The following is a 23,250-nucleotide window of genomic DNA, read 5'->3' as shown; positions in this document are numbered from 1 at the left end:
CCTTTGCAAGGGAGCGGCAAGGCTAGGGAACGCATCGAGTGAGGAAGCGTTACATAAAGCTTGGCCTGTGCACTGGCCGTGGTATTGCGGGTTACATCACGGACCGCTGCCTGTGCAGGCCTGAGTGAGCAGGCAGTGTGGCAGGGATGGCCGGGGATGCTAGCCGCGTGCGCAGTTCGGCTATCAGGTCGCTGATTTCTCGACTGCTGGCAAAACGGTCCGCAGAGACGTCCTCTTCCACCAGGCATACCCGCCCAGTATGTAAATCTTCAATTCGAATAGTGAAATGATCATCTGCGCCATGCTCACACGTGCAACCGAGCGGGAGAAAGGCACGTTCTACAATACCTCTTATTTCCAACTCGCTGAGGCCAATGGTTTTCATAGTGAAACTCCTGGGTCGACAGCCGGGACCGCGAATGCGATGAGGCAGACAGTGCATCAATTCCCAGGCTTGCCTTGAAGGTATAGCCCGCGTCAGGGGCGTTAGCAACTACACCGGCCTACGATCTGTGGAGGAATGACCGCGGTTCGGTCGATAAAAAATTCGTTGACGCTATTTACTCAGCGCAAACCATTCAGCTTAGTGTTTTCTCAGGAAATCGCGGCATGCCCGCTCGTCGCACTACCGCCAATATGGTTGCAACCGAATGTGTCCGCGCTCTTCGAACAGGTATTCCCACTCAGAGAAGCCGACGTTATGCCTTCATCTACTGATCAGTACCAAATGCAGAACCCCCTTACCCAATACCCACAGCCGCCTTTCAAGCCCCAGCCACAGCCAGCGCCAGGCCTAGGCGAGCGCATGCACCCCCAGCCTGACCATGGAGAGGCCACCTATCGAGGCACCGGTCGCCTCCAGGGGCGCAAGGCCCTGGTCACCGGAGGTGATTCAGGCATCGGCCGCGCCGCCGCTCTTGCCTACGCCCGCGAAGGTGCCAGTGTGGCTATCAACTACCTACCGGAGGAAGAGCCCGACGCGCAGGAACTGGTGGCGCTCATCGAGCGGGAAGGCGGCACCATTGTGACCCTTCCAGGTGACCTGAAGGACGAAGCCTTCTGCAAGCAACTGGTGGCAGATGCCCATGCGGCGTTGGGTGGGCTGGACATTGTAGCGAACGTTGCCGGCAAACAGACGGCCCAGTTCCATATCAGCGCTGTGGACACTGAGCAATTCGATGCCACCCTCAAGACCAACCTTTACGCCCTGTTCTGGGTATGCAAGGCCGCTGTACCGCTACTGCCAGCAGGTGCGACCATCATCAACACCGCGTCCATCCAGTCCTACCAGCCCTCTGCCACATTGCTAGACTATGCCACCACCAAAGCCGGCATCGTAGCGTTCACCAAGGCGCTGGCCAAACAAGTCATCGACCAAGGCATTCGTGTCAACGCAGTCGCTCCTGGGCCAGTGTGGACCCCCTTGCAGCCAAGTGGCGGCCAGCCCCAGGACAACATTCCTGACTTCGGGTCGGAAACGCCTATGAAACGGCCAGGCCAGCCGGCTGAATGCGCCCCCCTGTATGTATTCCTGGCCACGCAGGAATCCAGCTACATCACAGGTGAAGTGTTTGGCGTGACGGGCGGTAACCCGTTGCCCTGACCGGCGCCTAGGGGTCACGCGCCTGTAATCGGACCGGCGGCGCGGGACCCTCGCTTGGGCAAGGAACTACTGGCCGTGTTCATGGCCAGTAAAAGAACCCTTTGCCAAGCGAGCCCGGTAATGCAAATGCCTTTCGACCTGCAACGTTTCACCCAGGCGCAGGCTACGGTCTACGCTCAAGCGCTTGAAGAGCTTCAAGCCGGGTGCAAGCAGGGCCACTGGATGTGGTTCATTTTTCCACAGCTCCGGGGCCTTGGGCGTAGTGACATGGCCCACCAGTACGGTATCAGCGGAGCGGCAGAAGCAGTAGCCTACCTGGCACACCCCCTGTTGGGGCCTAGACTCAAAGCGTGCTGCGCCGCCTTGCAAGCCCATACCAGGCAAACTGCGGTAGCCATTCTGGGGGACATCGATGCCCTGAAGTTGCGCTCCTGCCTAACCCTATTCGCCCGTGCCTCTCAGGGCGATCCTGCGTTCGTCGAGCTACTTGCCGATTATTTCGACAGTGTCGAAGACCCCAAGACCCTGGAACTGCTAGCAGCTTGAGTGCTGCACTATCACCCACGCTTCCTATCGTCACCCTCGACGGAGCCGTCGGACACCTATGAATACCCTTGCCAACGCCTTAGCACCTACCACCTCGCGATCAGTTGCCGATCTACAGGCTCGCTACCAGCAGGTCCGCCTGCACAGCGAACACTTGGCGGTTCCCCTCAGCGCTGAAGACATGGGCGCTCAGTCCATGCCCGATGCCAGCCCTACCAAATGGCACCTGGGCCACACAGCCTGGTTCTTCGAAACCTTTCTGCTCGTGCCAGGCCTGCCCGGTTATGCGTGCTTCGATCCTGCATTCAGCTACCTCTTCAACTCGTACTACGAAGCAGTGGGCCCCCGCCAACCTCGCCCACTGCGGGGCATGTTGACCCGCCCGGCGGTGGAGCAGGTGCTGGCGTATCGCAAGCACGTGGACCTTCATATGGACCGCCTGCTCCGAGGGCCGTTGTCTGAAGAGCAGCACGCTTTGGTGGTGCTGGGGCTTCAACATGAGCAACAGCACCAAGAGCTGATCCTGATGGACATCTTGCACCTGTTCAGCCTGTCCCCTCTGGCGCCTGCCTACGATAGTCAGTGGCCACGGGAGGCGGTAGGCCGACCTGGGCGTTACCGCGCGCATGCTGGCGGGCTGGTCAACATTGGCCATGAGGGCGAGGGGTTTGCGTTCGACAACGAAGGGCCGCGGCACAAGCAGTGGCTGGAGCCCTTCGAAATCAGCGACCGCTTGGTCACCAACGGGCAATGGCTGGCGTTCATGGCAGACGACGGCTATCAACGCGCGGCGCTCTGGCTTTCCGAGGGCTGGGCTACCGTGCGTGCGCAAGGCTGGGAGGCCCCGTTCTACTGGCGCCGCCAAGCTGACCAGCGCGCTGACATCGCCGCCGGCTGGCAGGTGATGAGCTTGCGCGGGCTGCAGCCCTTGGACCCGAACGCGCCCGTGTGCAACCTCAGCTATTTCGAAGCGGCTGCGTTCGCTGAATGGGCCGGCGCACGTCTGCCCAGCGAGGCCGAGTGGGAGGTGGCAGCCCAAGCGGGCTTGCTCGAGCAAGTCGACACCGTGGCCTGGCAGTGGACCCGCTCCCCTTACACCGCTTACCCAGGGTTCCGCGCGGCAAATGGCGCCGTGGGCGAATACAACGGCAAGTTCATGGTGAACCAGCAGGTGTTGCGCGGCGGTGCCAGCATTACGTCTGCCGGCCACACCCGGCTCACGTACCGCAATTTCTTCCCCGCCAGCGCGCGCTGGGCGTTCAGCAGCCTGCGCTTGGCAAGGGACGTGGAAAGCACCCCGGGCGGCGGCAGCGGCCGCGATACCCTTGCCGAGGCAGCCAGCTCAGTTCCCACTGCGGACGTGAATACCTCGTTTGCTGCCGATGTTCTCGCAGGGCTGCGTGCGTACCCTCGTGCGCTTTCGCCGAAATATTTTTACGACGAGGTCGGTTCGCGGCTCTTCGAAGCCATCTGCCAGACACCGGAGTACTACCCCACTCGGGCAGAAATGGCGCTGCTAAGGCAGTGCGCAGGCGAGTTGGCGGTGCTGATGCCTGAGGGAACTGCCTTGGTGGAGTTCGGCAGCGGGGCCAGCGACAAGGTAAGGCTGCTGCTGGATGCCGCGCCTCATGTTCAGGCTTATGTCCCTATCGACATCTGTGCAGACGCGTTGCAACGCGCTGGTGAGGCGTTGGGCAATGCCTATCCACATGTGCAAATGATTCCACTGGTCGACGATTTCACCCAAGCCATGCACCTCCCTTCAGCCGTGGCCCGCGCGCCAAAGGTGGGCTTTTTCCCTGGTTCGACTCTGGGCAATTTCACTGCCGAGGAGGCTGTAACCTTCCTTCGCAATGCACGGCGACTGCTCGGGCGGGGTGCTCGCTTCATCGTAGGCGTGGACTTGGTCAAAGACACCGCGGTACTGCGGGCAGCCTATGACGACGCTGCCCAAGCCACCGCAGGCTTCAACAAGAACCTGCTGACGCGGATGAACCGGGAGCTGGACGGCACGTTTGACCTAGACCGTTTTACCCATGAAGCACGTTGGAATCCTGATGCCAAACGTATCGAAATGCACTTGGTCAGTACGGCTCACCAGCAGGTAACCGTTGCAGGCGAAGCCTTTACCTTCCTGCCAGGCGAGTCTATTCATACCGAAAATTGCCACAAATTCACGCCCACGTCCTTGACCGGCCTTGCAGCACAGGCGGGGTGGAAGGTGAGCCATCAATGGATCAGCGCGTCGCCGGAGGTGGCGCTGTTCTGCCTGGCATAAGGCGCTGGGGCTGGCGAACCCTGAACGCCGGTCCCGTTTGATGCCAACCGTCCAACAATCCAACTGAATTATTTGCCTGGCTGGCGTTCTGTTGGTCTTAGCGAAGGAGAAAACGACCATGAATGCAAAGCTCTTTGTGATTGATTACATCCAACACGGAACCGCAAAGTCTTTCATCATCCGCGCCAACGCCATGGACAACGCCGAGGCCTGGCATTGGGCCAGCTGTGATGCGGGCGTAGGCCGCATTGGCCGTTTTGGCCGTGAGAAAGTGCGCAAAACCAGTAAGCCGGTGGCTGAGAAGTTCGGTATTGCTCAAGTAGCCTGGCGTCAGGCTTGAGAGCGGTAGCCCGATTGCGCAAGCCTTTAGGAACCTAGCGGCTGCTCAAGCTAGATACGGGTGGTAGTCCGGCACCTTACCCGTCTCCAAAGCGATCAGTAGCTGCTGGGGTTGCAACACCCAGGCCCGCCGGTCAAACGCCTGCTGTAATTCGCGCCAGCGCGCCTTAGAGCCGCAACAGCAGAACTCCAGACAAGGCACTAGAGCAGGCAATACGTGCATCCCTTTCTCCGCGGCCAGAAGTTCGAGGTGATAACGCTCCGTATTGCTGAACCCCTGGAAATAAATACGCGGGCTCGTGCCTCCATGGCACCGGCCAAGCGGGTCTGGCGCTGGGGGCGCCTCGTGGTGCTTGAGCCCCTCCTCCCCTGATACGAACGCTACGATCCTGGCTTTGCTGAAACTGGCGAACACCCCTGTGATTTCCCTCCCTTGCACGGCCATGGCATTTTCCTGCCAGTACAGCAGGGTGTGCTGGCTGACCTCATTCCGGTAGCTGCGGTAGGTGAAGGTAATAGGCGGCGCCTGACGGCGATTCTGATAGCGCATGTCCATGCTTTAGGGCTTTGAATAGGGGCCAGGTTTCAAGGTATAGAAAAGGCACCTTATTTCGCAAAGCCCAAGCAGCTTAAATGTATGTAGGAAATTTTACCGCGCCCGGTGAAACCAGCCATTTCGCTTCTTTGTACCAGGCTGTGTGTGAAACGTGTTGACGCGAAAGTCAGGCCGGGCCGCGCAGCCAAGGCGAAAACAGCCCCAGCCTACGTGGTCCCTCCTCGGCGGTCCCATTTGATTTGGTAGCGTTCTTGTACGTTGCAGCCAGGTGAAGTCCCGGCCAGAATAAAGCCCTTTATCTTCCAGTTGCAGGCGTTGGCACTACCGGCACAAGCCGTTGCTGCCTCGCGTTGCCTGCACACCCTCATACCACTGGGGCCAGCATGTTCGACGTTACTGAAGTTTCCATCGCTCAACTGCGCGCGGCCCTCGACGCCGGGCACACCACGGCTGTCGAGCTGGTGCATGCCTATCGCGCGCGCATAGCGGCCTACGATGGCCCGGATACACCTACCGCCTTGAATGCGGTCGTGGTGCACAACCCTGAGGCACTGGCTGAAGCGCAGGCCTCCGATGCCCGCCGCGCCGCGGGCGCAACCCTTGGCCCCCTGGACGGCATTCCCTACACCGCCAAGGACAGTTACTTGGTCAAGGGGCTGACAGCTGCGTCAGGCAGCCCTGCATTTGCCAACCTGGTCGCTTACCGCGATGCATTCACTATCGAGCGGTTGAGAGCTGCAGGTGCCATCTGCCTGGGCAAGACCAACATGCCGCCCATGGCCAACGGCGGCATGCAGCGTGGGGTCTATGGGCGTGCGGAAAGCCCCTACAACGGGCAGTACCTCACCGCACCGTTTGCCTCCGGGTCCTCCAATGGCGCGGGTACCGCCACTGCTGCCAGCTTTGCAGCCTTCGGGCTGGCCGAGGAAACCTGGTCCAGCGGTCGAGGGCCGGCGTCCAACAACGGCCTGTGTGCCTACACGCCTTCGCGGGGTGTGATTTCGGTAAGGGGCAACTGGCCCTTGACGCCCACCATGGACGTGGTTGTGCCTTTCGCCCGCACCATGGGCGACCTGCTCGATGTACTGGACGTGATCGTGGCTGAAGACCCTGACACCCGCGGCGACCTGTGGCGCCTGCAACCCTGGGTGCTGATCCCAGCCGTACAGGACGTACGCCCCTCCTCCTACCCTGCCCTTGCCACCGGCCCCCAGGCGCTTGAGGGTAAGCGCTTGGGCGTGCCGCGCCTGTACATTAATGCGGACCCCGCAGCGGGAACCAGCGCAAACCCAGGTATCGGCGGGCCAACCGGCCAACGAATCCAGACGCGCGCTTCAGTGATAGCACTGTGGGAACAGGCTCGCCAAGCGCTCGAAGCGGCTGGGGCACAAGTCGTTGAGGTCGATTTTCCTTTGGTATCCAACTGCGAAGGTGACCGGCCGGGTGCGCCGACCGTGTACAACCGCGGCTTGGTGTCCAAAGACTTTCTGCACCATGAGCTGTGGGACCTTACCGCCTGGGCCTTCGACGATTTTCTACAGGCCAATGGGGACCCAGCGCTCAACCGTCTCAAGGACGTCGACGGCCCACTGATCTTCCCTCACGACCCTGGCACGCTGCCCAACCGCGAAGGCGAGCTGGCAGCCGGCATGGAGGAGTACGTGCGCATGGCCGAGCGCGGGATCACCCCCTGGGACCAGATTGCCTCCGTACCGGATGGCTTGCGTGGCCTTGAAACCACGCGCCGGATAGACCTGGAGGACTGGATGACACAGCAGGGCCTGGATGCCGTGATTTTCCCTACGGTCGCTGACGTGGCCCCAGCCGATGCGGACGTCAACCCCGCGTCAGCAGACATCGCCTGGAGCAACGGGGTATGGGTGGCCAATGGAAACCTCGCCATTCGCCACCTGGGTGTACCCACGGTCACTGTGCCCATGGGCGTGATGGATGACATCCATATGCCGGTGGGGCTCACGTTCGCCGGGCGTGCCTATGATGATTCGGCCTTGCTGACGCTCGCGGCGGCATTCGAGGCTACTGGCCAGCGCCGCCAGGTGCCCGGCCGTACACCGCCACTTGCCTCTTGAAGCCGGAGCGCCGATGACAGCTATGGAAAGCCTTGTTGCCTTCACACTCGCCGCCTCGCTGCTCACGGTCACACCTGGCCTGGACACCGCATTGATACTGCGCACTGCCGCTGTCGAGGGGCCCCGCCAGGCACTGCGAGCGGCACTGGGGATCAATGTGGGGTGCCTGCTCTGGGGCACAGCGGTAGCGTTTGGCTTGGGTGCCGTGCTGCAGGTATCTGAATGGGCCTACAACCTGGTCCGATACTGCGGCGCGGCCTACTTATGCTGGCTTGGGATCACTCTGCTTCTGCGGCCCCGCACCACGCTGGGCTCGCTACCGGCGCACGTCCAGCCCCGCACCAATTGGTTCATACGCGGGGTGGTCGGCAACCTGCTCAACCCCAAGGTCGGCTTCTTCTATGTTTCGTTTCTGCCACAGTTCATTCCCCAAGGTGCGGCTTTGGTGAGCTGGACCTTTGGCCTGGTGGCAATCCACGTTGCGCTGGGCGTGGCGTGGTCCGGGGTACTGATAGCCCTTACCCGGCCCTTGGGTACGCTGCTGCAGCGCCCAGCTGTCATTCGCTGGATGGACCGGGCCATGGGCGGGTTATTCCTGTGCTTTGCCGCAAAACTGGCGCTGGGCCGACGTTGATTGGCGGGTGCCGCTACGTAAAAGCATTCTTCCGAACCCATACCCAAACGGTGTTTTCCCACACGCTGGATCATTTAGTTCTCAGGGTAGTGCCGCGTCATTCCCTCGCTAATCATTGCGGATAGTGCCGCGTCCAAAGCCTCTGCGCCTGTGCGGCTAACGCTGTAGGAAAGCTGGAACCTTTTCAGCCCCTACTGGGCCACTGGCAGTGACCAGTGGCAGCTTGACGAAAAGGCTGTAATGGGGTTTCCTGAAACCGGTTTCAGCTGTCAGATAATCATAAGGAAGACAGGCCCGTGAACAGTCCCTTCCTGGCGCCCCGCGCCACCATGGACGATGTTGCCCGCCACGCCGGGGTCTCAAAGGCCAGCGTGTCCCGCTTCATAGGTGAGGACCGCCACCTGCTGTCTGCAGGTATCGCCCAACGCATCGAGGCCGCCATCGCGTCGCTGGGCTACCGCCCCAACCAGATGGCCCGAGGGCTCAAGCGCGGGCGCACCCGCCTGATCGGGCTGCTCATGGCGGACATCCGCAACCCTTATTCAATCGCCGTGATGCACGGCATAGAAACCGCCTGTCGGCAGCATGGTTATAGCCTGGTGGTGTGCAATACCGACCGTGATCCGGAACAGGAAGACCGCCAGTTGCAGGCGTTGCTGGCCTATAACATCGAAGGCCTGATCGTGAATACGCTGGGCCGGCACCCTGAGCAACTGCGCGCGCTGCAGGGTAAGGTCCCTGTCGTGCTGCTGGACCGCAAGGTCGAGGCCCTAGGCATGGACCTTGTGGGCCTGGACAACGCCGCGGCGGTAAGCCTGGCTCTGGAACACCTTGTGGGCCGCGGCTACCGAGACCTGGCGCTGATAACCGAACCCCCGGAGGGCGCCAGTTCCCGAGGCGAGCGGTGTGCTGCGTTCGAGGCGTATATCGGCCGGGTGCCCGGTATTCGCGGTCAGGTCATTGGCACCGGCCCTGGGCTGCCCGCCGCACTGGCAACCTTTCTGGCCTCAGAAACCCATGGCCCACGGGCCTTGTTCTGCGCCAATGGCGTAGCTGCCCTTGCCGCCACCCATGCACTGCGGACCTCGGGCTGCCAGTTGTTCACGGACGTGGGCCTGATTGCCTTGGACGACCTGGATTGGTACCCCTTGGTGGGCAGCGGCATCACAGCCCTGGCTCAACCCACGGACGCCATAGGCCGGGCAGCGTTCGATTGCCTGTTACAGCGATTGCGGGGCGACCTGAGCCCTAGCCGCCAGATCGATTTGCCTGGCGAACTGGTGGTTCGCGGTTCAACCCCGGCTCGCGAATTGACCTAACAGCCGTTAACCCGTTCGCCGCTCTACCGCTACACCGGGCGCCACACGCCACACCACGTCTTAAAATGAAACCGGTTTCAACAGGAGAACAATAATGAAGCAACCCGTTGCTATCAGCCTGTCCAGTTTTGGCGCGGACACCGTCCGCCACTGTGGGCAGGCGTCGTATTTCGAACAGGTGGCGCAGGCCGGTGCTACTCACATTGAGCTGCGCGAGGAATTACTGGAACCCTCACCGGACTTGAGTGCCTATGCCGCGTTGGCCACCCGGCATCAGCTCAAACTGGTGTACTCCTCCACGCTTGAGCTCTGGCAGGCCGGTGCCCCTACCCCTAATTCAGCATTGCCTGATGTTCTAGGCCAAGCCCATGCTGCCGGTGCGATCTGGCTCAAGGTGTCGCTGGGGCACTTCACCCCGCAAGCCGACTTCACGGCATTGGCCACGCTGTTGGCTGAATCCCCGGTACACCTGTTGGTAGAAAACGACCAGACCGTCCAAGGCGGCCGTATCGAGCCACTGGTGGAATTCTTCGCAGGTGCGCAGGCCCGCTCCGTGCCCGTGGGTATGACGTTCGACATCGGCAACTGGCTGTGGCAAGGGCAATCTGTACTAGCGGCCGCTGACCAATTGGGGCACCGCGTGGAATACCTGCACTGCAAGGCTGTTCGGCTCAACGCCGCCGGCAAGCTGATTGCGCTGCCACCACAGGCCTGTGATCTGGATGCCTGGTTTGATCTGCTGGGTCGTTTTCCCAAGGGAATTACCCGAGCAATCGAATACCCGCTGCAGGGTGAGGACCTGGCCGCAGAGGTCACCCGTCGCGTGGCGGAACTGGCCATGCTGCACACTGCGGAGGCCCGCGCTCATGCCTGATTACGACATGCTCGGCTTTGGTGAAACCATGGCCATGTTCGTGGCCGAAGAATACGGCGACCTTGCCAAGGTGGGGCGTTTTCACAAACGCATCGCCGGCGCTGACAACAATGTGGCCATCGGGCTGGCACGCCTGGGCCTGAATGTAGCCTGGCTCAGCCGGGTGGGGGCCGATTCGCTGGGCCGGTTCGTACAGGACAGCCTGATACAGGAAGGGTTGGATTGTCGGTTCGTACGTACCGACTCACAACGGCCCACCGGCTTCCAGTTGAAATCCAGCGAGGAGGACGGGCGAGACCCCACAGTGGAGTATTTCCGTCGCAATTCCGCCGCCAGCGCATTGAGCGTCAGTGACGTGGACCCTTCCCTGCTCACCGCTCGCCACTTGCATGCCACGGGTATTCCCCCGGCGCTATCGGCCAGCGCCAAAGAGGTATCGAGCTACCTGATCGCCCAAATGCGCGCCGCCGGGCACAGTGTGTCCTTCGACCCCAACCTGCGCCCGTCGCTGTGGCCCGATTCGCACACTATGGTTGCTACCGTCAATGAACTCGCTTGCCAGGCCCATTGGGTACTGCCAGGGCTGGCCGAGGGCCGCCTCCTCACGGGACAGGAAGCACCAGCCGATATTGCGGCCTGGTACCTGGACCACGGCGTGGAAGCGGTCGCCATCAAGTTGGGGCCCGAGGGCGCCTACTTCCGTACTGCCCAGCAAGAAGGGGTGGTGGCTGGCTTTACGGTGGACCGGGTAGTGGACACCGTGGGTGCCGGTGATGGTTTTGCCGTGGGCGTCATCAGTGCGCTGCTCGAAGGCCAGGGTTTTGCCCAGGCCGTACGCCGAGGCAATTGGGTAGGCAGCCTGGCAGTACAAAGCCAGGGCGACATGGAGGGCTTGCCGCTCAAGGCACAGCTCGATGCCGCCCGGCCCATACTCGAGTTGTAGACACCGAACGACAATAACAAGCGGAGTGTGATCATGAGTACGTTGAAACTGGCCAGCCGTCGCTGGTGGTACCTGATGCCGGTGGTGTTCATTACTTACAGCCTGGCCTACCTGGACCGCGCCAACTACGGCTTTGCCGCAGCTTCCGGCATGGCCGAAGACCTCAGCATCACCCCAGGCATGTCGTCGTTGCTAGGGGCCTTGTTTTTCCTGGGCTACTTCTTTTTCCAAGTGCCTGGTGCGATCTATGCGGAAAAGCGCAGCGTCAAGAAGCTGATTTTCGTCAGCCTGATCTTATGGGGTGGGCTGGCGAGCCTCACTGGCATGGTCACAGACGCCTACTGGCTGGTGGCAATCCGCTTCCTCCTAGGGGTGGTCGAAGCTGTCGTGATGCCTGCCATGCTGGTGTACCTCTGCCATTGGTTCACCCGGGCCGAACGCTCACGTGCCAATACGTTTCTGATCCTGGGCAACCCGGTGACCATGCTGTGGATGTCCGTGGTGTCGGGCTACCTGGTGCAACACTATTCCTGGCGCTGGATGTTCATCATCGAAGGGCTGCCGGCGGTGATCTGGGCCTTTGTGTGGTGGAAACTGGCCGACGAGCGCCCGGCCCAGGCGAGCTGGTTGAAAAACGAGGACAGAGCAGCACTGGAAAGTGCCTTGGCGGCCGAGCAACAAGGCCTCAAACCCATGAAAAACTACGCTCAGGCGTTTCGCTCGCCCAAGGTGATCCTGCTGTCGGCACAGTATTTCTGCTGGAGCATCGGGGTGTACGGTTTCGTGATCTGGCTGCCGTCCATTCTGAAAAAAGGCCAGTCCATGGACATGGTTGAGGCAGGTTGGTTGTCCGCCCTGCCCTACTTGGCCGCCGTGGTCGGGATGATTCTGTGTTCATGGGGCTCGGACCGGCTGCAAGTGCGCAAGCACTTCGTATGGCCACCTCTGCTGTTGGCCGCCTTGGCATTCTACGGGTCGTACGCTTTGGGCAACACGCACTTCTGGTGGTCCTACGCCCTGCTTACGCTGGCAGGGGCCTGCATGTACGCACCCTATGGCCCTTTTTTCGCCATCGTGCCGGAAATTCTACCGGGCAATGTAGCGGGTGGCGCCATGGCCCTGATCAACAGCATGGGCGCACTGGGGTCTTTCGCGGGGTCCTGGATAGTGGGCTACCTCAATGGCAGTACCGGAAGCCCGTCAGCCTCCTACCTGTTCATGAGCGGGGCACTGGCCATCTCGGCGGTGCTTACCCTGTGCCTGCGCACACGCGCCTCCCCCGTGATTGCCGCCCCGGCACCTGCACACACCGCTCACGTTTAAACAAGGTACTGCTATGAAAAAGCACGTTGTGGTCTACAAGGCCCTGTCTGAACCTTTGAAATCGCGCCTGGAAGCGGCTGCCCGAGTCACCTACGTCGATGATGTAAAAGGGGCAGGCCTGGAGGCATTGCGCCAGGCGCTGCCAACGGCCCATGGCCTGTTGGGCGCCAGCCTGCGCATCGACGCAGGCCTGCTGGACCTGGCGCCCCAGCTGGAAGTGATTTCCAGCGTATCGGTAGGCGTCGACAATTACGATATACCGGCGCTTACCCAGCGTGGCATCCAGCTGACCCATACACCGAACGTGCTGACCAACACCACGGCGGATACCGGGTTCGCGCTATTGATGGCGGCGGCCCGTCGCGTAGTGGAGCTGGCGCAATGGGTGAAGGCGGGTGAATGGACAGCCAGCCTGGGGCCCGCGCACTTTGGCACCGACATTCACGGCAAGACCCTGGGCATAGTAGGCATGGGCCGTATCGGGCAGGCGCTGGCCCAGCGGGGCCACTTCGGGTTCGACATGCCTGTGGTGTATCACAGCCATCGGCCTCGCGCTGACGTGGACGATCGGTTTGGCGCCCGCCACTGCTCGCTGGATGAGCTGCTGGGGGTGGCTGACTTCGTATGCCTCACCCTGCCCCTGACCGACGCCACCCGCGGCCTGATCGGCAAACGGGAACTGGCAACGATGAAGCCCAGCGCCATTTTGATCAATATCGCCCGAGGCCCGGTTGTGGACGAGCAGGCGCTGATCGCTGCACTGCAAGCGGGTGAGATACGAGGTGCCGGGCTGGACGTGTTCATGCGCGAACCTTTGGAACCCGACTCGCCCTTGCTACGCTTGCCTAATGTGGTGGCTACGCCGCACATCGGATCGGCCACCCACGAAACCCGAGAGGCCATGGCGGCTTGCGCCGTGGACAACCTGTTGGCAGTGTTGGCTGGCAACCCACCGCTGGATCCGGCAAACCAAGTGCCCTGACAGCCTGCGCCTGCAGGTGTTTGGCCCTTCAGGCCCTGGCTGGTAGAGTAGCCCGCCCTACCGGCTGGACCTGCCCCTGCCATGACTGCTCTGGTTGTACTTCGTTTTTTCCACTATTTTGCTGTGCTCACACTGTTCGGCATTGCCCTGTTCCGCCCCTTGCTGCTGAAGGGCGCACCTGAATTGCCAGCACTGCGCCGGCGCATGGACCCTGTGCTGTGCCTGGTGGCGCTGGTGGCCTTTCTTACCAGCGTCGGCTGGTTACTGGCCACCAGCGCAAGCTTTACAGGGGGCTGGCACACCGGCATTCAAGGCACGACCTTGCGCACCCTGTTGCTGAGTACAAGCTTTGGCCATGTATGGGCCGTTCACGTGGTGATCTGCCTGCTGCAACTGGTGTGGTGGCGGCTGCCCGGCCAGCGTTCGCCCAGGGTAGCCCTTGGCCTGGCCACGTTGGCGATTGCTACCCTTGCCCCAGTGGGCCATACGACCATGGTGGGTGGCCTGGCAGGGACCTTGCTCTCACTCAATCAATTACTGCACCTGGCTGCGACAGGTGGCTGGCTGGGCGGTTTGGCGTTGCTGTGTTGGGTGGCGGTCAAGCCGGCGGGCTTGAAACCGGCCCAGCTTGCCTTGGCATTCGGCCGCTATGGCGTGTTCCTGGTAGGCGTGCTGGCCCTTACCGGGCTGGTGAGCCTGTGGGCCATCACCGGCACACTGCTCCCAGGCATGAACCTTTACTCGACGACGCTGCTTGTAAAGCTGGCCGCAGTTGCCTGTATGCTGGGCCTGGCCTTGCGGCACCGCCAGCATGCCTTAACGGCAGCACCCTCGAACCTGCGGCTGACATTGGTACTCGAATGGGGCTGTGGGGCCGTCGCCCTGCTGGCGGTAGCACTGCTTGGCACTCTGCCGCCTACCGTTTGATACCTGTACAGGAGCAGCGATGTGCTGATTGGCTTGATTGCAGACACCCATGGCCTGCTACGCGCTGAAGCCCAAGTGGCATTGGCCGGTTGCGACCACCTGATCCACGCAGGCGATATCGGCAAACCGGAGATTCTTGATCAGTTGAGGCTTATTGCCCCGTTGACCGTGGTGCGCGGCAACAACGACCGTGGCCTACCGTGGGCCGAGCCATTGGCAGACTACGAACAGTTCACATTGAACGACACAGTCATTTTCCTTACCCACGAGATGGCGGATGTGCCCGACCCGCTACCGGCAGGCACTACCCTCGTAATCACCGGGCACTCGCACAAGCCGCTGATTGAACAACGTGGTGACGTGATGTACATCAACCCCGGCAGTGCTGGCCCCCGACGCTTCAAGCTGCCGGTTTCGGTCGCGCTGCTGACGCTCGGGCCTCAAGGGCCACAGGTACATCTTCAACGGCTTGATTAAAGGTCATGGCGCGAAGGTGGCGTTGCAGCCGCTCGATTTCCGTGAGCAACCTGGCCACCGTACCTTCCCCTCGCTCCATGGCCTCGCAGCATTCCACCAAGGGCCTGGCACCGACGATCCTTGCACCGCCCTTTACCCGATGCACCACGTCGTCCACCTCAGGGGAAGCCGTTGGCAACCCTTTCAACCGCTGGTAATCCTGTGCGAGCGCTTGCAACAGGCTGTCACGCAACCGCCGTGCGGAGGCCGAGCATCCCCCGGCCAGTACCCGCAACGCATCCGGGCCATCGTGCACCAGGGGTGGTTGCGCCTGCACACTGGCCGGCAACGCAGGCGCCAACGCCGCCGCCAGTGCCTCCAGCCCCAGAGGTTTACCCAAGCACTCATCAATGCCGGCATCACGGGTACGTGCACGCTGGTCGCCGCTGGTGTCTGCTGTACACGCCAGCAACCGACACCGGGGCAAGCCCTTGCGTTGCTCTTCCAGGCGTATGGCCCGCGCCAGGTCGTAACCGTCCAGGCCCGGCATTGCGCAGTCGCAGATCACCACATCGAAGCCGCCGCGGCTGCACCACTCACGCAGGCCATGGGCACCGTCCACCGCAACTGTAACGCGGTGGCCCAGGTAGTAGAGCTGTTGCGCAAGAAGCAGGCGATTAGGCTCGTGGTCATCCACCACCAGCACGCTCATGGGGGTCTGGGCAACGTTCTGGGCTGGGGCAGGCGTATCCGGGTTGACCGCGTCACACACCGGCAGGCGCAGGCAGGCTTCTACCCGGCTGCCTTTGCCTTCCTGGCTGAACAACTCTAGGCCGCCACCCATGATCCGGCACAGGTGCTGGCTGATGGACAGGCCCAGGCCTGCACCGGAGCGGCCTGACATTTGATGGTTACCCGCCTGCTGATACGGCTTGCACAGGTGGCGTAGGTCTGCTTGGGGAATACCGATGCCGGTGTCTTCCACCACCAGGCGCACCAGCCGCTCGTTGCCCACCGTTTCAGCGCTCAGGCTGACCGTAACGCTACCCTTGCGCGTAAATTTGATGGCATTGCTGAGCAGGTTACCCAGCACCTGCTGGAAACGAAGCGGATCGAGCAATGCGCTCCAACCGTCACAGGGCTTTATATCCAACCGCAGTGCGAGGGCCTTCTCGCGCGCCTTGGCATCGTATAACTGCACCACCTGCCGTGCCAATGCATCCACCTCCACAGGGCGTGGGTTGAGCGTCAGGTGGCCTGACTCCATCCGGCTGATGTCAAGAATATCGTTGAGCAGTTCCAGAAGCCCACTGGCCGACTCCGAGGCCACCTTGATGGCCAGGGTATCCAGTTCGCCGGTCTGAGCTTTTCGCAGCGCCAGTTCCAGCATGCCTAGCACGGCATTCATCGGTGTGCGGATTTCATGGCTAGCGGTGGCCAGGAAGCGAGACTTGGCCCGGTTGGCCGCATCCGCCTCTTCCTTGGCACTTTCCAGGGCATCGTACAGCCGCTGGCGCTCGGTGATGTCGATCCACCCACCGATCAGCCCCATGATTTCGCCATTGCTGGCTCGGTACGGCAGCATCCAATGAAATACCGTCAGTTGCTGACCATTGCGAAGGCGCAGTTGGCGATCCTCGACAATGGGCTGCCCGTCGGCGATCACCTGACGGTACAAGGCTTCATATTCACGTGCCTGGTCGTCAACCAAGGGAATACGGGTCACCGCCTGGCCGATAACGTCTGCACGCTCCACCCCGAGGGCGGCCAGGTAGCTGGCGTTGCAATCGCGCAGGCGGCCTTGCTGGTCACGCACATATACGGGGTGTGGCGTACCGTCGATCATGACCTGGGTAAACTCCAGTTGATCGGTCAAGGCCTGCTCGGCCATTCTTCGGCGCCGGATCTGGCGCCGAAGCAGACGAATCCAGACCACGGCCATCAACAGCATGGCCCCGGCCAGCGTGAAGGCAGGCACCAGCCAGCGTGCCTGGCTGGGCCACTCCGGCTCAATGTGGATCTCGCTGCGCCAGCGCCTTGCCATGTTGGCCAATACCGTAGGCTCGAAACCCAGCAATGCCTGGTCCAGAATGTCCAGCAGTGGCTGCTGGCCTGGCCCTGCTGCGAAGGCATAGCGCCGAGGCGTGACGGGGACGACGGCGCCGATACGTAAGGCCTTGCCCGAACTGCCCGCCAGCATGGCCTGAGCTTGCAGATAAGGCAGCACGGCCCCCGCAGCTCGGCGGCTGATGACCTGTTCAAGGGCATGGCGTGCCGAATCCTGCAGCTGCCAGCGGATACCGGGCCATTGCTGAGCAAGGGTGTGGTGAAGGCCCAGTGATGCCGGGACAGCGATGACCTGCCCCTCCCATTCGGCCAGAGGCTCATGGGGTAGCGTGGTGTCGGCGGTGACGAGCACGGGTACCGTGCTTATCCACGAGCGGCCGAGGCGTAGGCCAGGCTCGTGCTCTGCGTCGAACGCCATGGTCGCACCCAGGTCTACGCTACCTTCCTCCAGCGCTTCTACGAGGGCTCCGTGTGAGGCCATGGGCACTGGCACGAAATTGATCCCGGTGCGCTGACCGATGCGTGCCAGGAGGTCGGCCGCCAAGCCCTTGAACTGCCCTGCCTCATTTTCGAAACTCAAGGGTGCGAATTCCTTGAGGTAGCCCACACTTACCTGTGGATGGGCGGCGACCCAATGGCGGGCGGTAGCATCCACTGTCAACGGCTGAGCCTCACTGAGCCTGGCAGCGCCACGGCTCCACGTCTCGATCACCTGACGTTTCCAGGTGTCGCTGACTGCCGCCAGGGCAACGTTGATAAGTTTGAGCAAGCGGTGTTCGCTGTCACGTACAAGAAAGGCCACACCCTCAGGCCTTGGGGGGAGAAAACTGACCTGCTCTCGCCCGGCCAATGGGCTTTGGGCCAGCTGGGCGGCCACTGTCGACGCATTGGCGATCACGGCATCGGCTTGGCCCAATGCAACGGCGGCGAGGCCGGTGAGCAATGACGGCGTGGCCTGCACCTGATACCCCGGTGCCAGCCCGGAGGCAGTGGCGACCGACAGGTAGTCGCCTGGAACGACCAGAACAGGCGTGCGCTCCCTGGCGTCCATGCCGGCTGCATCTACGCGCTGTACCAGAACCGGCTCATCAGTGGTATAGGGCTGGCTGCGTAGCACCCCCTCCACTACCTCGTCTGTGCCGCTGCCCCCCGCAAGCAGGTCAATATCACCCGCGCGAAGCGCCCCCAGCGCTTGGTCGCGCGTGTCAAAAGGTACGACGTCAACCTGCAGGCGAAGCGCCTCGGACAGCATGTTCACGTATTCGGCAGTGATGCCTTCATAGTGCTGGCCGTTGCCGAGCATACCCAGTGGGGGAGAGTCTATTCGGGTCACGCCCAACCTCAACGTGCGCCGGCGCCATAGCCAGCGACGATCGTCATCGGGCAGCTCAAGCTTCACCGCATCAGCCGTGGCACCTGAAAGGCGGGAATGCAACAGAGGGCCTTGAGCACACGCCAGGGGTGTGGCCAGCCCTGCAATCAAGGCCAGAATCAGTATCACAAGGCGCCTGTTCAGGCGCTGCGTTCGGGTCAGCACAGGTGATGCCTCCGGGCGATTTCCGCCAGTGCCACCACGGAGGGTACGCCCAGCTTCTCCATGAGGCGGTACTTGTAACTGCTTACTGTCTTGGCGCTTAGGGCAAGGTGTTCACCTATCAGCCGATTGGTGTATCCCTTGGCCAGGTGGTGCAGCACCAGGATTTCCCGGTCGCTGAGTTCTGCCAGGCATTCCCGCTCGCTGCGTAGCGCATCCTGGCGGCGCACGCTGCTGAACGTCACGTCTGGGAAGTAGCTGTAGCCGGCGCGCACGGCGCGTACAGCCTTGCGCAACTCCATCAGCTCGTTGTTCTTGGCCACGAACCCGCAGGCACCCGCCTTCATGCACCGCAACGAGTAGAACTCCGCCGGCATGGAGCTCAGGACGAGTACCCTGGTAGGGAGGCGCAGGCTATGCAGCCGCTGGATGACGGTGAGGCCATCGAGCAAGGGCATGGAGATATCGACAATGGCCAGGTCAGGGGTAAGCTCCCGGGCGATCTGCAACGCCTCACGACCGTTGTCTGTTTCACCCGCCACCTCAATGCCGTCCTGGCTGAGCAACAACCCCACGCTTGCCCGAATGAAGGGGTGATCATCGACGATCATGGCCCGGTACATGTCCACCTCCTTGGCGCTGTCGTCTATTTTTTCAGGAGTGCATTATCATGGCGGCGTACCCAGTGGGTCTGTAGGACGTGTCCGAGTGATTTGTAGGAAAGGAGGAAATTTTCTGCCAGGGAGCATTGAGGGCGATGGCGCGGTCCATCTATCAAGCCCTGAAGGACACCCGCCATGCCGGACATCGCTTTATCTGACCTCCCCCCAGACCTGCACTATGTCGATGACAGCCAGCCGGGCATCCGGCGGCGTAAGCTTAGGGGCAAGTTTGCCTACTACCGCCCGGATGGCGAGCGCATCACCGCTGCCGATGAGGTACAACGCATCAATGCGTTGGCCATCCCGCCGGCCTATGAGGACGTGTGGATCTGCCCAGACCCCTGCGGCCACCTTCAAGCGACCGGCCGTGATGCCCGGGGGCGCAAGCAGTACCGTTACCACGAGCGCTGGCGAGAAGTGCGGGACGAGAACAAATACGCGCGCATGCTGGCTTTTGGCAAAAGCCTGCCCATGGTGCGGCGTCAGCTGGAAGAGCACTTGGCCACCCCTGGGCTATCCCGCAACAAAGTCATGGCGACGGTGATTTCGCTGCTCGATGCCACCTTGATTCGCGTCGGCAATAGCCAATATGCCCGTGACAACCATTCCTACGGGTTGACGACCTTGCTCAACGAACACGTTGCGGTAAAGGGCAGTGCGATCGCTTTCCAGTTTCGAGGCAAAAGCGGCGTTGAGCATCAGATAAGCCTGAAAGACAAACGGCTGGCTCGCATCATCAAGCGCTGCATGGACTTGCCCGGCCAGCACCTGTTCCAGTACTTGGATGACGAAGGGGAGCGTCACCATGTCAGCTCCCACGATGTAAACGAATACCTCAAGGGGCTACACGGCAGTGATTTTACCGCCAAGGACTACCGTACCTGGGCCGGCAGTGCGCTGGCCTTGGCCATGCTACGGGAGCTTCACTGGCAACCTGAGCCTGACGCAAAAAAACATATTGTGGACATGGTCAAGCAAGTGTCTCGGCAATTGGGCAATACGCCGGCGGTGTGCCGCCGCTGTTACATTCACCCAGCGGTTCTTGAACGGTTTGTGCTGGGTGAGCTGGCGAAGCTACCCAAGCCTCGACAGCGCAAAGGCTTGAGGCTGGAAGAAGTTGCGCTGGCTACCTTTTTAGAAAACTTAGTCGACGTCACCGAAGCGCCTGCGCGTAAGGCAGGCTGAGGGGGGCGGTACCTGGCTTGAAAAACCAGGTACCTCAGCACGCCTATTGTGTGGGTACCGGTGCATTCCCCGGCTCATTCTTGTTTTCAGGCCGCTGCGCCTCCCCTTGCTCATTGAGCTTCTTGTGGGTTTCGCCCACTTTGGTAGCCTCGTCGGGGTTATGGTTCAGGTCTTCTCGCTCAGAGTGTTGTGTCATGGCCGTTTCTCCAAAGGGTCCTAAGGTTTGGCAACGCAAACATGAAGAAAGTTTGAGCTGAACTCATCAGCGTGCTCGCCAGTCCTCATAAAAGTGACTTTTGAAAGGCAACGTTCACATGCAGATCTCCCTAGACAAACAAGTGGCATTGGTCACAGGCGCAAGCTCCGGCCTAGGCTATGCGGCGGCCAAGGCACTGGCAGAAGCCGGCGCGGCGGTGGTGATCAACTACAACCGTCATGCCGAGCCCGCCGAGGCCCTCGCCCAATCGATTCGGGACGAAGGTGGCCAGGCAATAGCCGTTGGTGGGGATGTGAGCCAGGAAGCGGACGTAGAACAACTGTTCGCCGCCGCCATTTCAGAGTTTGGCGCTTTGGATATTCTTGTGGCCAACTCGGGCTTGCAAAAAGATGCGCCTATCACCGAAATGAGTCTGGAAGATTGGCGCACCGTGATTGATGTCAACCTCACAGGGCAGTTTTTGTGTGCCCGCGCAGCACTACGCCAATTCAAGAAGCAAGGCCAGAGCAGAACCGTTTCCCGAGCACTGGGCAAGATCATTCACATGAGCTCCGTGCATCAGGTCATTCCTTGGGCCGGCCATGCTAACTACGCCGCGTCCAAAGGAGGTGTGGACCTTCTGATGCGTACCCTGGCTCAGGAAGTTGGCGAACTCCGCATTCGCGTCAATGGCATTGCCCCAGGTGCGATCCGCACTGCCATTAATGAGAAGGCAACACAGGGCGATGCTGAGAAAAAGCTGCTCACCCTGGTGCCTTATGGCAGGGTGGGTGAGCCGGAGGACGTCGCCAATGCCATTGTATGGCTGGCCTCGGACCTGTCCGATTATGTACACGGGACCACGTTGTTCGTGGATGGCGGCATGAGCCTGTATCCGGAGTTCCGCAACAATGGATGATGCCCGTAAAACCGCCCAGGTACCGATACAACGCCACGGTGTGATCGGCAATATGCGCGCCATCGCGCTCGTCGCCGACACGGGCAGTATCGATTACCTGTGCTGGCCCGAGTTTGACAGCCCGTCCCTCTTCACTGCATTGCTGGATACGCCTGCAGCTGGCGTATTCGACCTTGCACCGCGATTGCCAGATGCCCGGCGCCTTCAGATCTATCTGCCCGGCAGTAACGTGCTGCGCACCCGCTGGCTGAGCCGCGATGCGGTAGTGGAAGTCACTGACCTGATGCCGGTGGTAGCGGACCCTGCCCTTCCGCCTCTGTTGCTACGTAGGGTCAAAGTCATCACTGGCGCGTCGCTTATTCGCATGCGTTGCAGGGTGCGCCACGACTATAGCCGCGCGGACACCCATGCTGAAGCGGATGGCAATGGCATTGTCTTCAGTGCGGCAGGTCAGCCTTCGGTCCGTATCACGGGTAACGTGCCGCTCGAACTGGACGATCACACGGCCATCGCCGAATTCGAACTCCAGGCCGGGCAAACGGTGGATTTCGTATTCGGTAATGCTGACGACGAACGGGTTGAGCCCAGCAACCTGGATTGCTTGCTGGATGAAACACTCACGTTCTGGCGGCACTGGCTGCGTAAAAGCAACTACCGGGGCCGCTGGCGTGAAAGTGTGGAGCGTTCTGCACTGGTGCTCAAGCTGCTCACTTCTCGTACTGAAGGCGGCATTCTCGCAGCGGCCACCTTCGGCTTGCCAGAGTTGCCGGGGGGTGAACGCAATTGGGATTATCGCTACTGCTGGATTCGCGATGCTTCCTTTACGGTGTACGCCTTTATGCGCCTGGGCTTCAATGATGAAGCCAATGCCTTCGTGCAGTGGGTGCGTAGGCGGGTGAGCTCTTGCTCTGGGGAACCTTCTCCCTTGCGCATCGTGTACGGCATTGGCGGTGAAAAGGAATTTCCCGAAGAACACCTTGACCACCTGGCTGGCCATTTGGCCTCACGCCCTGTACGCATTGGCAATCAAGCCTACGAGCAGAAGCAGCTGGATATCTATGGCGAGCTGATGGACGCCGTGTACCTGGCCAACAAGTACGGCGAGGCCATTTCTCACGAGGGCTGGGAAAATTGCCAAGTGCTTGTAAACCGGTTGTGCGAGCAATGGAACACAACCGATGTAGGTATCTGGGAAATGCGCGGGCCGCCGCAACACTTCCTGCATTCTCGGCTCATGTGTTGGGTGGCCGTGGACCGTGCCATACGGCTTGCCTACAAGCGCTCATTGCCTGCTCCCTTCGAACAGTGGGACCAGACCCGCCAGGCTATACATAAAGATATCTGGAATAACTTCTGGAATGCAGACGCGGGGCATTTCGTTCAAAGGTTAGGGAGTACGGAGGTAGATGCAGCCATGCTGCTGATGCCGCTGTTCCGGTTTGTAGGCGCAACTGACCCGCGCTGGCTCGCCACCCTGGAAGTGATCGAACGCGATCTGGTTCGGGATGGGATGGTCTACCGTTACCGTAACACTGAGGGTACCGATGGCCTCAGCGGCGAAGAAGGTGCTTTTACAGCCTGTTCCTTCTGGTACATAGAATGCCTGGCTCGGGCTGGGCAACTGGACAAGGCTCACCTTGAATTCGAGCAACTGCTGCGCTATGCCAACCCCCTGAACCTATATGCCGAGGAGTTCGACCGTAACGGTCGTCACTTGGGCAACACGCCACAGGCACTCAGTCACTTGGCGTTGATCAGCGCCGCAACGTTCCTGGATCGCAAACTCACTGGCGACAACAGCACCTGGCAACCTTGAT

General features: G+C 61.1%; 21 protein-coding genes. 16 read left to right on the top strand and 5 right to left on the bottom strand.

The features are described from left to right. Positions 1-91: 91 nt before the first annotated feature. Entirely contained in the window at positions 92-385 is a 294-nt protein-coding gene (locus HBH25_RS14450; RefSeq protein WP_168084615.1) for a DUF1652 domain-containing protein, read from the bottom strand. A gap of 315 nt (positions 386-700) precedes the next feature. Between HBH25_RS14450 and HBH25_RS14445 the strand changes: the two genes are divergently transcribed. From HBH25_RS14445 to HBH25_RS14430, 4 genes are all read left to right on the top strand, one after another. Further along, complete coding sequence (locus HBH25_RS14445; protein ID WP_168084614.1) at positions 701-1,603, top strand: SDR family oxidoreductase; 903 nt, start codon at positions 701-703, stop codon at positions 1,601-1,603. 120 nt (positions 1,604-1,723) lie between these two features. Next, positions 1,724-2,149 (top strand): DUF1810 domain-containing protein, encoded by a 426-nt coding sequence (locus HBH25_RS14440; RefSeq protein ID WP_168084613.1) that lies wholly within the window; start codon positions 1,724-1,726, stop codon positions 2,147-2,149. 58 nt (positions 2,150-2,207) lie between these two features. Then, the gene (gene egtB / locus HBH25_RS14435) at positions 2,208-4,427 is read left to right on the top strand and encodes an ergothioneine biosynthesis protein EgtB (protein ID WP_168084612.1); all 2,220 of its coding nucleotides are present in this window, start codon (positions 2,208-2,210) and stop codon (positions 4,425-4,427) included. A gap of 118 nt (positions 4,428-4,545) precedes the next feature. After that, positions 4,546-4,767 (top strand): DUF6555 family protein, encoded by a 222-nt coding sequence (locus HBH25_RS14430; protein ID WP_168084611.1) that lies wholly within the window; start codon positions 4,546-4,548, stop codon positions 4,765-4,767. Positions 4,768-4,812: 45 nt separating this feature from the next. Here HBH25_RS14430 and HBH25_RS14425 read toward each other — a convergent pair whose 3' ends face one another. After that, positions 4,813-5,316 (bottom strand): hypothetical protein, encoded by a 504-nt coding sequence (locus HBH25_RS14425; RefSeq protein WP_168084610.1) that lies wholly within the window; start codon positions 5,314-5,316, stop codon positions 4,813-4,815. 389 nt (positions 5,317-5,705) lie between these two features. Here HBH25_RS14425 and HBH25_RS14420 point away from each other — a divergent pair, with 389 nt between their 5' ends. The 9 genes from HBH25_RS14420 (at position 5,706) to HBH25_RS14380 (ending at position 14,891) form a co-directional block, all read left to right on the top strand. Beyond that, positions 5,706-7,412 (top strand): amidase, encoded by a 1,707-nt coding sequence (locus HBH25_RS14420; RefSeq protein WP_168084609.1) that lies wholly within the window; start codon positions 5,706-5,708, stop codon positions 7,410-7,412. 13 nt (positions 7,413-7,425) lie between these two features. Further along, positions 7,426-8,046 carry a LysE family translocator gene (locus HBH25_RS14415; RefSeq protein WP_168084608.1) on the top strand — a complete coding sequence of 207 codons (621 nt, stop codon included), beginning with the start codon at positions 7,426-7,428 and terminating at the stop codon, positions 8,044-8,046. Positions 8,047-8,375: 329 nt separating this feature from the next. Then, positions 8,376-9,365, top strand: coding sequence for a LacI family DNA-binding transcriptional regulator (locus HBH25_RS14410; RefSeq protein WP_168084685.1), 990 nt, complete (start codon positions 8,376-8,378; stop codon positions 9,363-9,365). 91 nt (positions 9,366-9,456) lie between these two features. Continuing rightward, on the top strand, positions 9,457-10,239 hold the full coding sequence (locus tag HBH25_RS14405) for a sugar phosphate isomerase/epimerase family protein (RefSeq protein WP_168084684.1): 783 nt from the start codon (positions 9,457-9,459) through the stop codon (positions 10,237-10,239). Continuing rightward, positions 10,232-11,182: a sugar kinase gene (locus HBH25_RS14400; RefSeq protein WP_168084607.1), complete on the top strand. Its 951-nt coding sequence runs from the start codon at positions 10,232-10,234 to the stop codon at positions 11,180-11,182. The genes HBH25_RS14405 and HBH25_RS14400 overlap by 8 nt, the downstream gene beginning before the upstream one ends. A gap of 33 nt (positions 11,183-11,215) precedes the next feature. Beyond that, complete coding sequence (locus HBH25_RS14395) at positions 11,216-12,505, top strand: MFS transporter (protein WP_168084606.1); 1,290 nt, start codon at positions 11,216-11,218, stop codon at positions 12,503-12,505. 13 nt (positions 12,506-12,518) lie between these two features. Next, positions 12,519-13,487 carry an NAD(P)-dependent oxidoreductase gene (locus HBH25_RS14390; protein ID WP_168084605.1) on the top strand — a complete coding sequence of 323 codons (969 nt, stop codon included), beginning with the start codon at positions 12,519-12,521 and terminating at the stop codon, positions 13,485-13,487. Positions 13,488-13,568: 81 nt separating this feature from the next. Beyond that, positions 13,569-14,414 carry a CopD family protein gene (locus tag HBH25_RS14385; RefSeq protein WP_168084604.1) on the top strand — a complete coding sequence of 282 codons (846 nt, stop codon included), beginning with the start codon at positions 13,569-13,571 and terminating at the stop codon, positions 14,412-14,414. 21 nt (positions 14,415-14,435) lie between these two features. Further along, a complete protein-coding gene (locus HBH25_RS14380) occupies positions 14,436-14,891 on the top strand; it encodes a metallophosphoesterase family protein (RefSeq protein WP_168084603.1) in 456 nt (151 codons plus the stop codon). Here the strand turns inward: HBH25_RS14380 and HBH25_RS14375 are convergent. Together HBH25_RS14375 and HBH25_RS14370 are read right to left on the bottom strand one after the other, a co-directional pair. After that, the gene (locus tag HBH25_RS14375) at positions 14,815-18,474 is read right to left on the bottom strand and encodes an ATP-binding protein (RefSeq protein ID WP_168084602.1); all 3,660 of its coding nucleotides are present in this window, start codon (positions 18,472-18,474) and stop codon (positions 14,815-14,817) included. The genes HBH25_RS14380 and HBH25_RS14375 overlap by 77 nt on opposite strands. Then, a complete protein-coding gene (locus tag HBH25_RS14370) occupies positions 18,468-19,094 on the bottom strand; it encodes a response regulator transcription factor (protein WP_168084601.1) in 627 nt (208 codons plus the stop codon). The genes HBH25_RS14375 and HBH25_RS14370 overlap by 7 nt, the downstream gene beginning before the upstream one ends. Positions 19,095-19,268: 174 nt before the next feature. On the opposite strand from HBH25_RS14370, the gene HBH25_RS14365 reads away from it, so the two are divergent. Beyond that, positions 19,269-20,318, top strand: coding sequence for a DNA topoisomerase IB (locus HBH25_RS14365; protein WP_168084600.1), 1,050 nt, complete (start codon positions 19,269-19,271; stop codon positions 20,316-20,318). Between the two features lie 43 nt (positions 20,319-20,361). Here HBH25_RS14365 and HBH25_RS14360 read toward each other — a convergent pair whose 3' ends face one another. Next, positions 20,362-20,514 (bottom strand): hypothetical protein, encoded by a 153-nt coding sequence (locus HBH25_RS14360; RefSeq protein WP_168084599.1) that lies wholly within the window; start codon positions 20,512-20,514, stop codon positions 20,362-20,364. A 118-nt stretch (positions 20,515-20,632) separates the two neighbouring features. On the opposite strand from HBH25_RS14360, the gene HBH25_RS14355 reads away from it, so the two are divergent. After that, positions 20,633-21,433 carry an SDR family oxidoreductase gene (locus HBH25_RS14355; protein ID WP_168084598.1) on the top strand — a complete coding sequence of 267 codons (801 nt, stop codon included), beginning with the start codon at positions 20,633-20,635 and terminating at the stop codon, positions 21,431-21,433. After that, positions 21,426-23,249, top strand: coding sequence for a glycoside hydrolase family 15 protein (locus HBH25_RS14350; protein WP_168084597.1), 1,824 nt, complete (start codon positions 21,426-21,428; stop codon positions 23,247-23,249). Before HBH25_RS14355 ends, HBH25_RS14350 begins: the two co-directional genes overlap by 8 nt. Position 23,250: the final 1 nt, after the last annotated feature.

The sequence above is a fragment of the Pseudomonas quercus genome, assembly GCF_012033695.1.
Lineage (GTDB): Bacteria > Pseudomonadota > Gammaproteobacteria > Pseudomonadales > Pseudomonadaceae > Aquipseudomonas > Aquipseudomonas quercus.
The sequence above is the reverse complement of the archived record's forward strand: the minus strand, read 5'-3'. Positions and strand labels throughout refer to the sequence as shown.

Coding starts and splice junctions, on each gene's coding strand:
- egtB (WP_168084612.1), top strand. CDS start 2,208: ATGAATACCCTTGCCAACGCCTTAGCACCTACCACCTCGCGATCAGTT.
- HBH25_RS14355 (WP_168084598.1), top strand. CDS start 20,633: ATGCAGATCTCCCTAGACAAACAAGTGGCATTGGTCACAGGCGCAAGC.
- HBH25_RS14415 (WP_168084608.1), top strand. CDS start 7,426: ATGACAGCTATGGAAAGCCTTGTTGCCTTCACACTCGCCGCCTCGCTG.
- HBH25_RS14365 (WP_168084600.1), top strand. CDS start 19,269: ATGCCGGACATCGCTTTATCTGACCTCCCCCCAGACCTGCACTATGTC.
- HBH25_RS14370 (WP_168084601.1), bottom strand. CDS start 19,094: ATGTACCGGGCCATGATCGTCGATGATCACCCCTTCATTCGGGCAAGC.
- HBH25_RS14445 (WP_168084614.1), top strand. CDS start 701: ATGCCTTCATCTACTGATCAGTACCAAATGCAGAACCCCCTTACCCAA.
- HBH25_RS14385 (WP_168084604.1), top strand. CDS start 13,569: ATGACTGCTCTGGTTGTACTTCGTTTTTTCCACTATTTTGCTGTGCTC.
- HBH25_RS14430 (WP_168084611.1), top strand. CDS start 4,546: ATGAATGCAAAGCTCTTTGTGATTGATTACATCCAACACGGAACCGCA.
- HBH25_RS14350 (WP_168084597.1), top strand. CDS start 21,426: ATGGATGATGCCCGTAAAACCGCCCAGGTACCGATACAACGCCACGGT.
- HBH25_RS14395 (WP_168084606.1), top strand. CDS start 11,216: ATGAGTACGTTGAAACTGGCCAGCCGTCGCTGGTGGTACCTGATGCCG.
- HBH25_RS14440 (WP_168084613.1), top strand. CDS start 1,724: ATGCAAATGCCTTTCGACCTGCAACGTTTCACCCAGGCGCAGGCTACG.
- HBH25_RS14410 (WP_168084685.1), top strand. CDS start 8,376: ATGGACGATGTTGCCCGCCACGCCGGGGTCTCAAAGGCCAGCGTGTCC.
- HBH25_RS14420 (WP_168084609.1), top strand. CDS start 5,706: ATGTTCGACGTTACTGAAGTTTCCATCGCTCAACTGCGCGCGGCCCTC.
- HBH25_RS14400 (WP_168084607.1), top strand. CDS start 10,232: ATGCCTGATTACGACATGCTCGGCTTTGGTGAAACCATGGCCATGTTC.
- HBH25_RS14390 (WP_168084605.1), top strand. CDS start 12,519: ATGAAAAAGCACGTTGTGGTCTACAAGGCCCTGTCTGAACCTTTGAAA.
- HBH25_RS14425 (WP_168084610.1), bottom strand. CDS start 5,316: ATGCGCTATCAGAATCGCCGTCAGGCGCCGCCTATTACCTTCACCTAC.
- HBH25_RS14360 (WP_168084599.1), bottom strand. CDS start 20,514: ATGACACAACACTCTGAGCGAGAAGACCTGAACCATAACCCCGACGAG.
- HBH25_RS14450 (WP_168084615.1), bottom strand. CDS start 385: ATGAAAACCATTGGCCTCAGCGAGTTGGAAATAAGAGGTATTGTAGAA.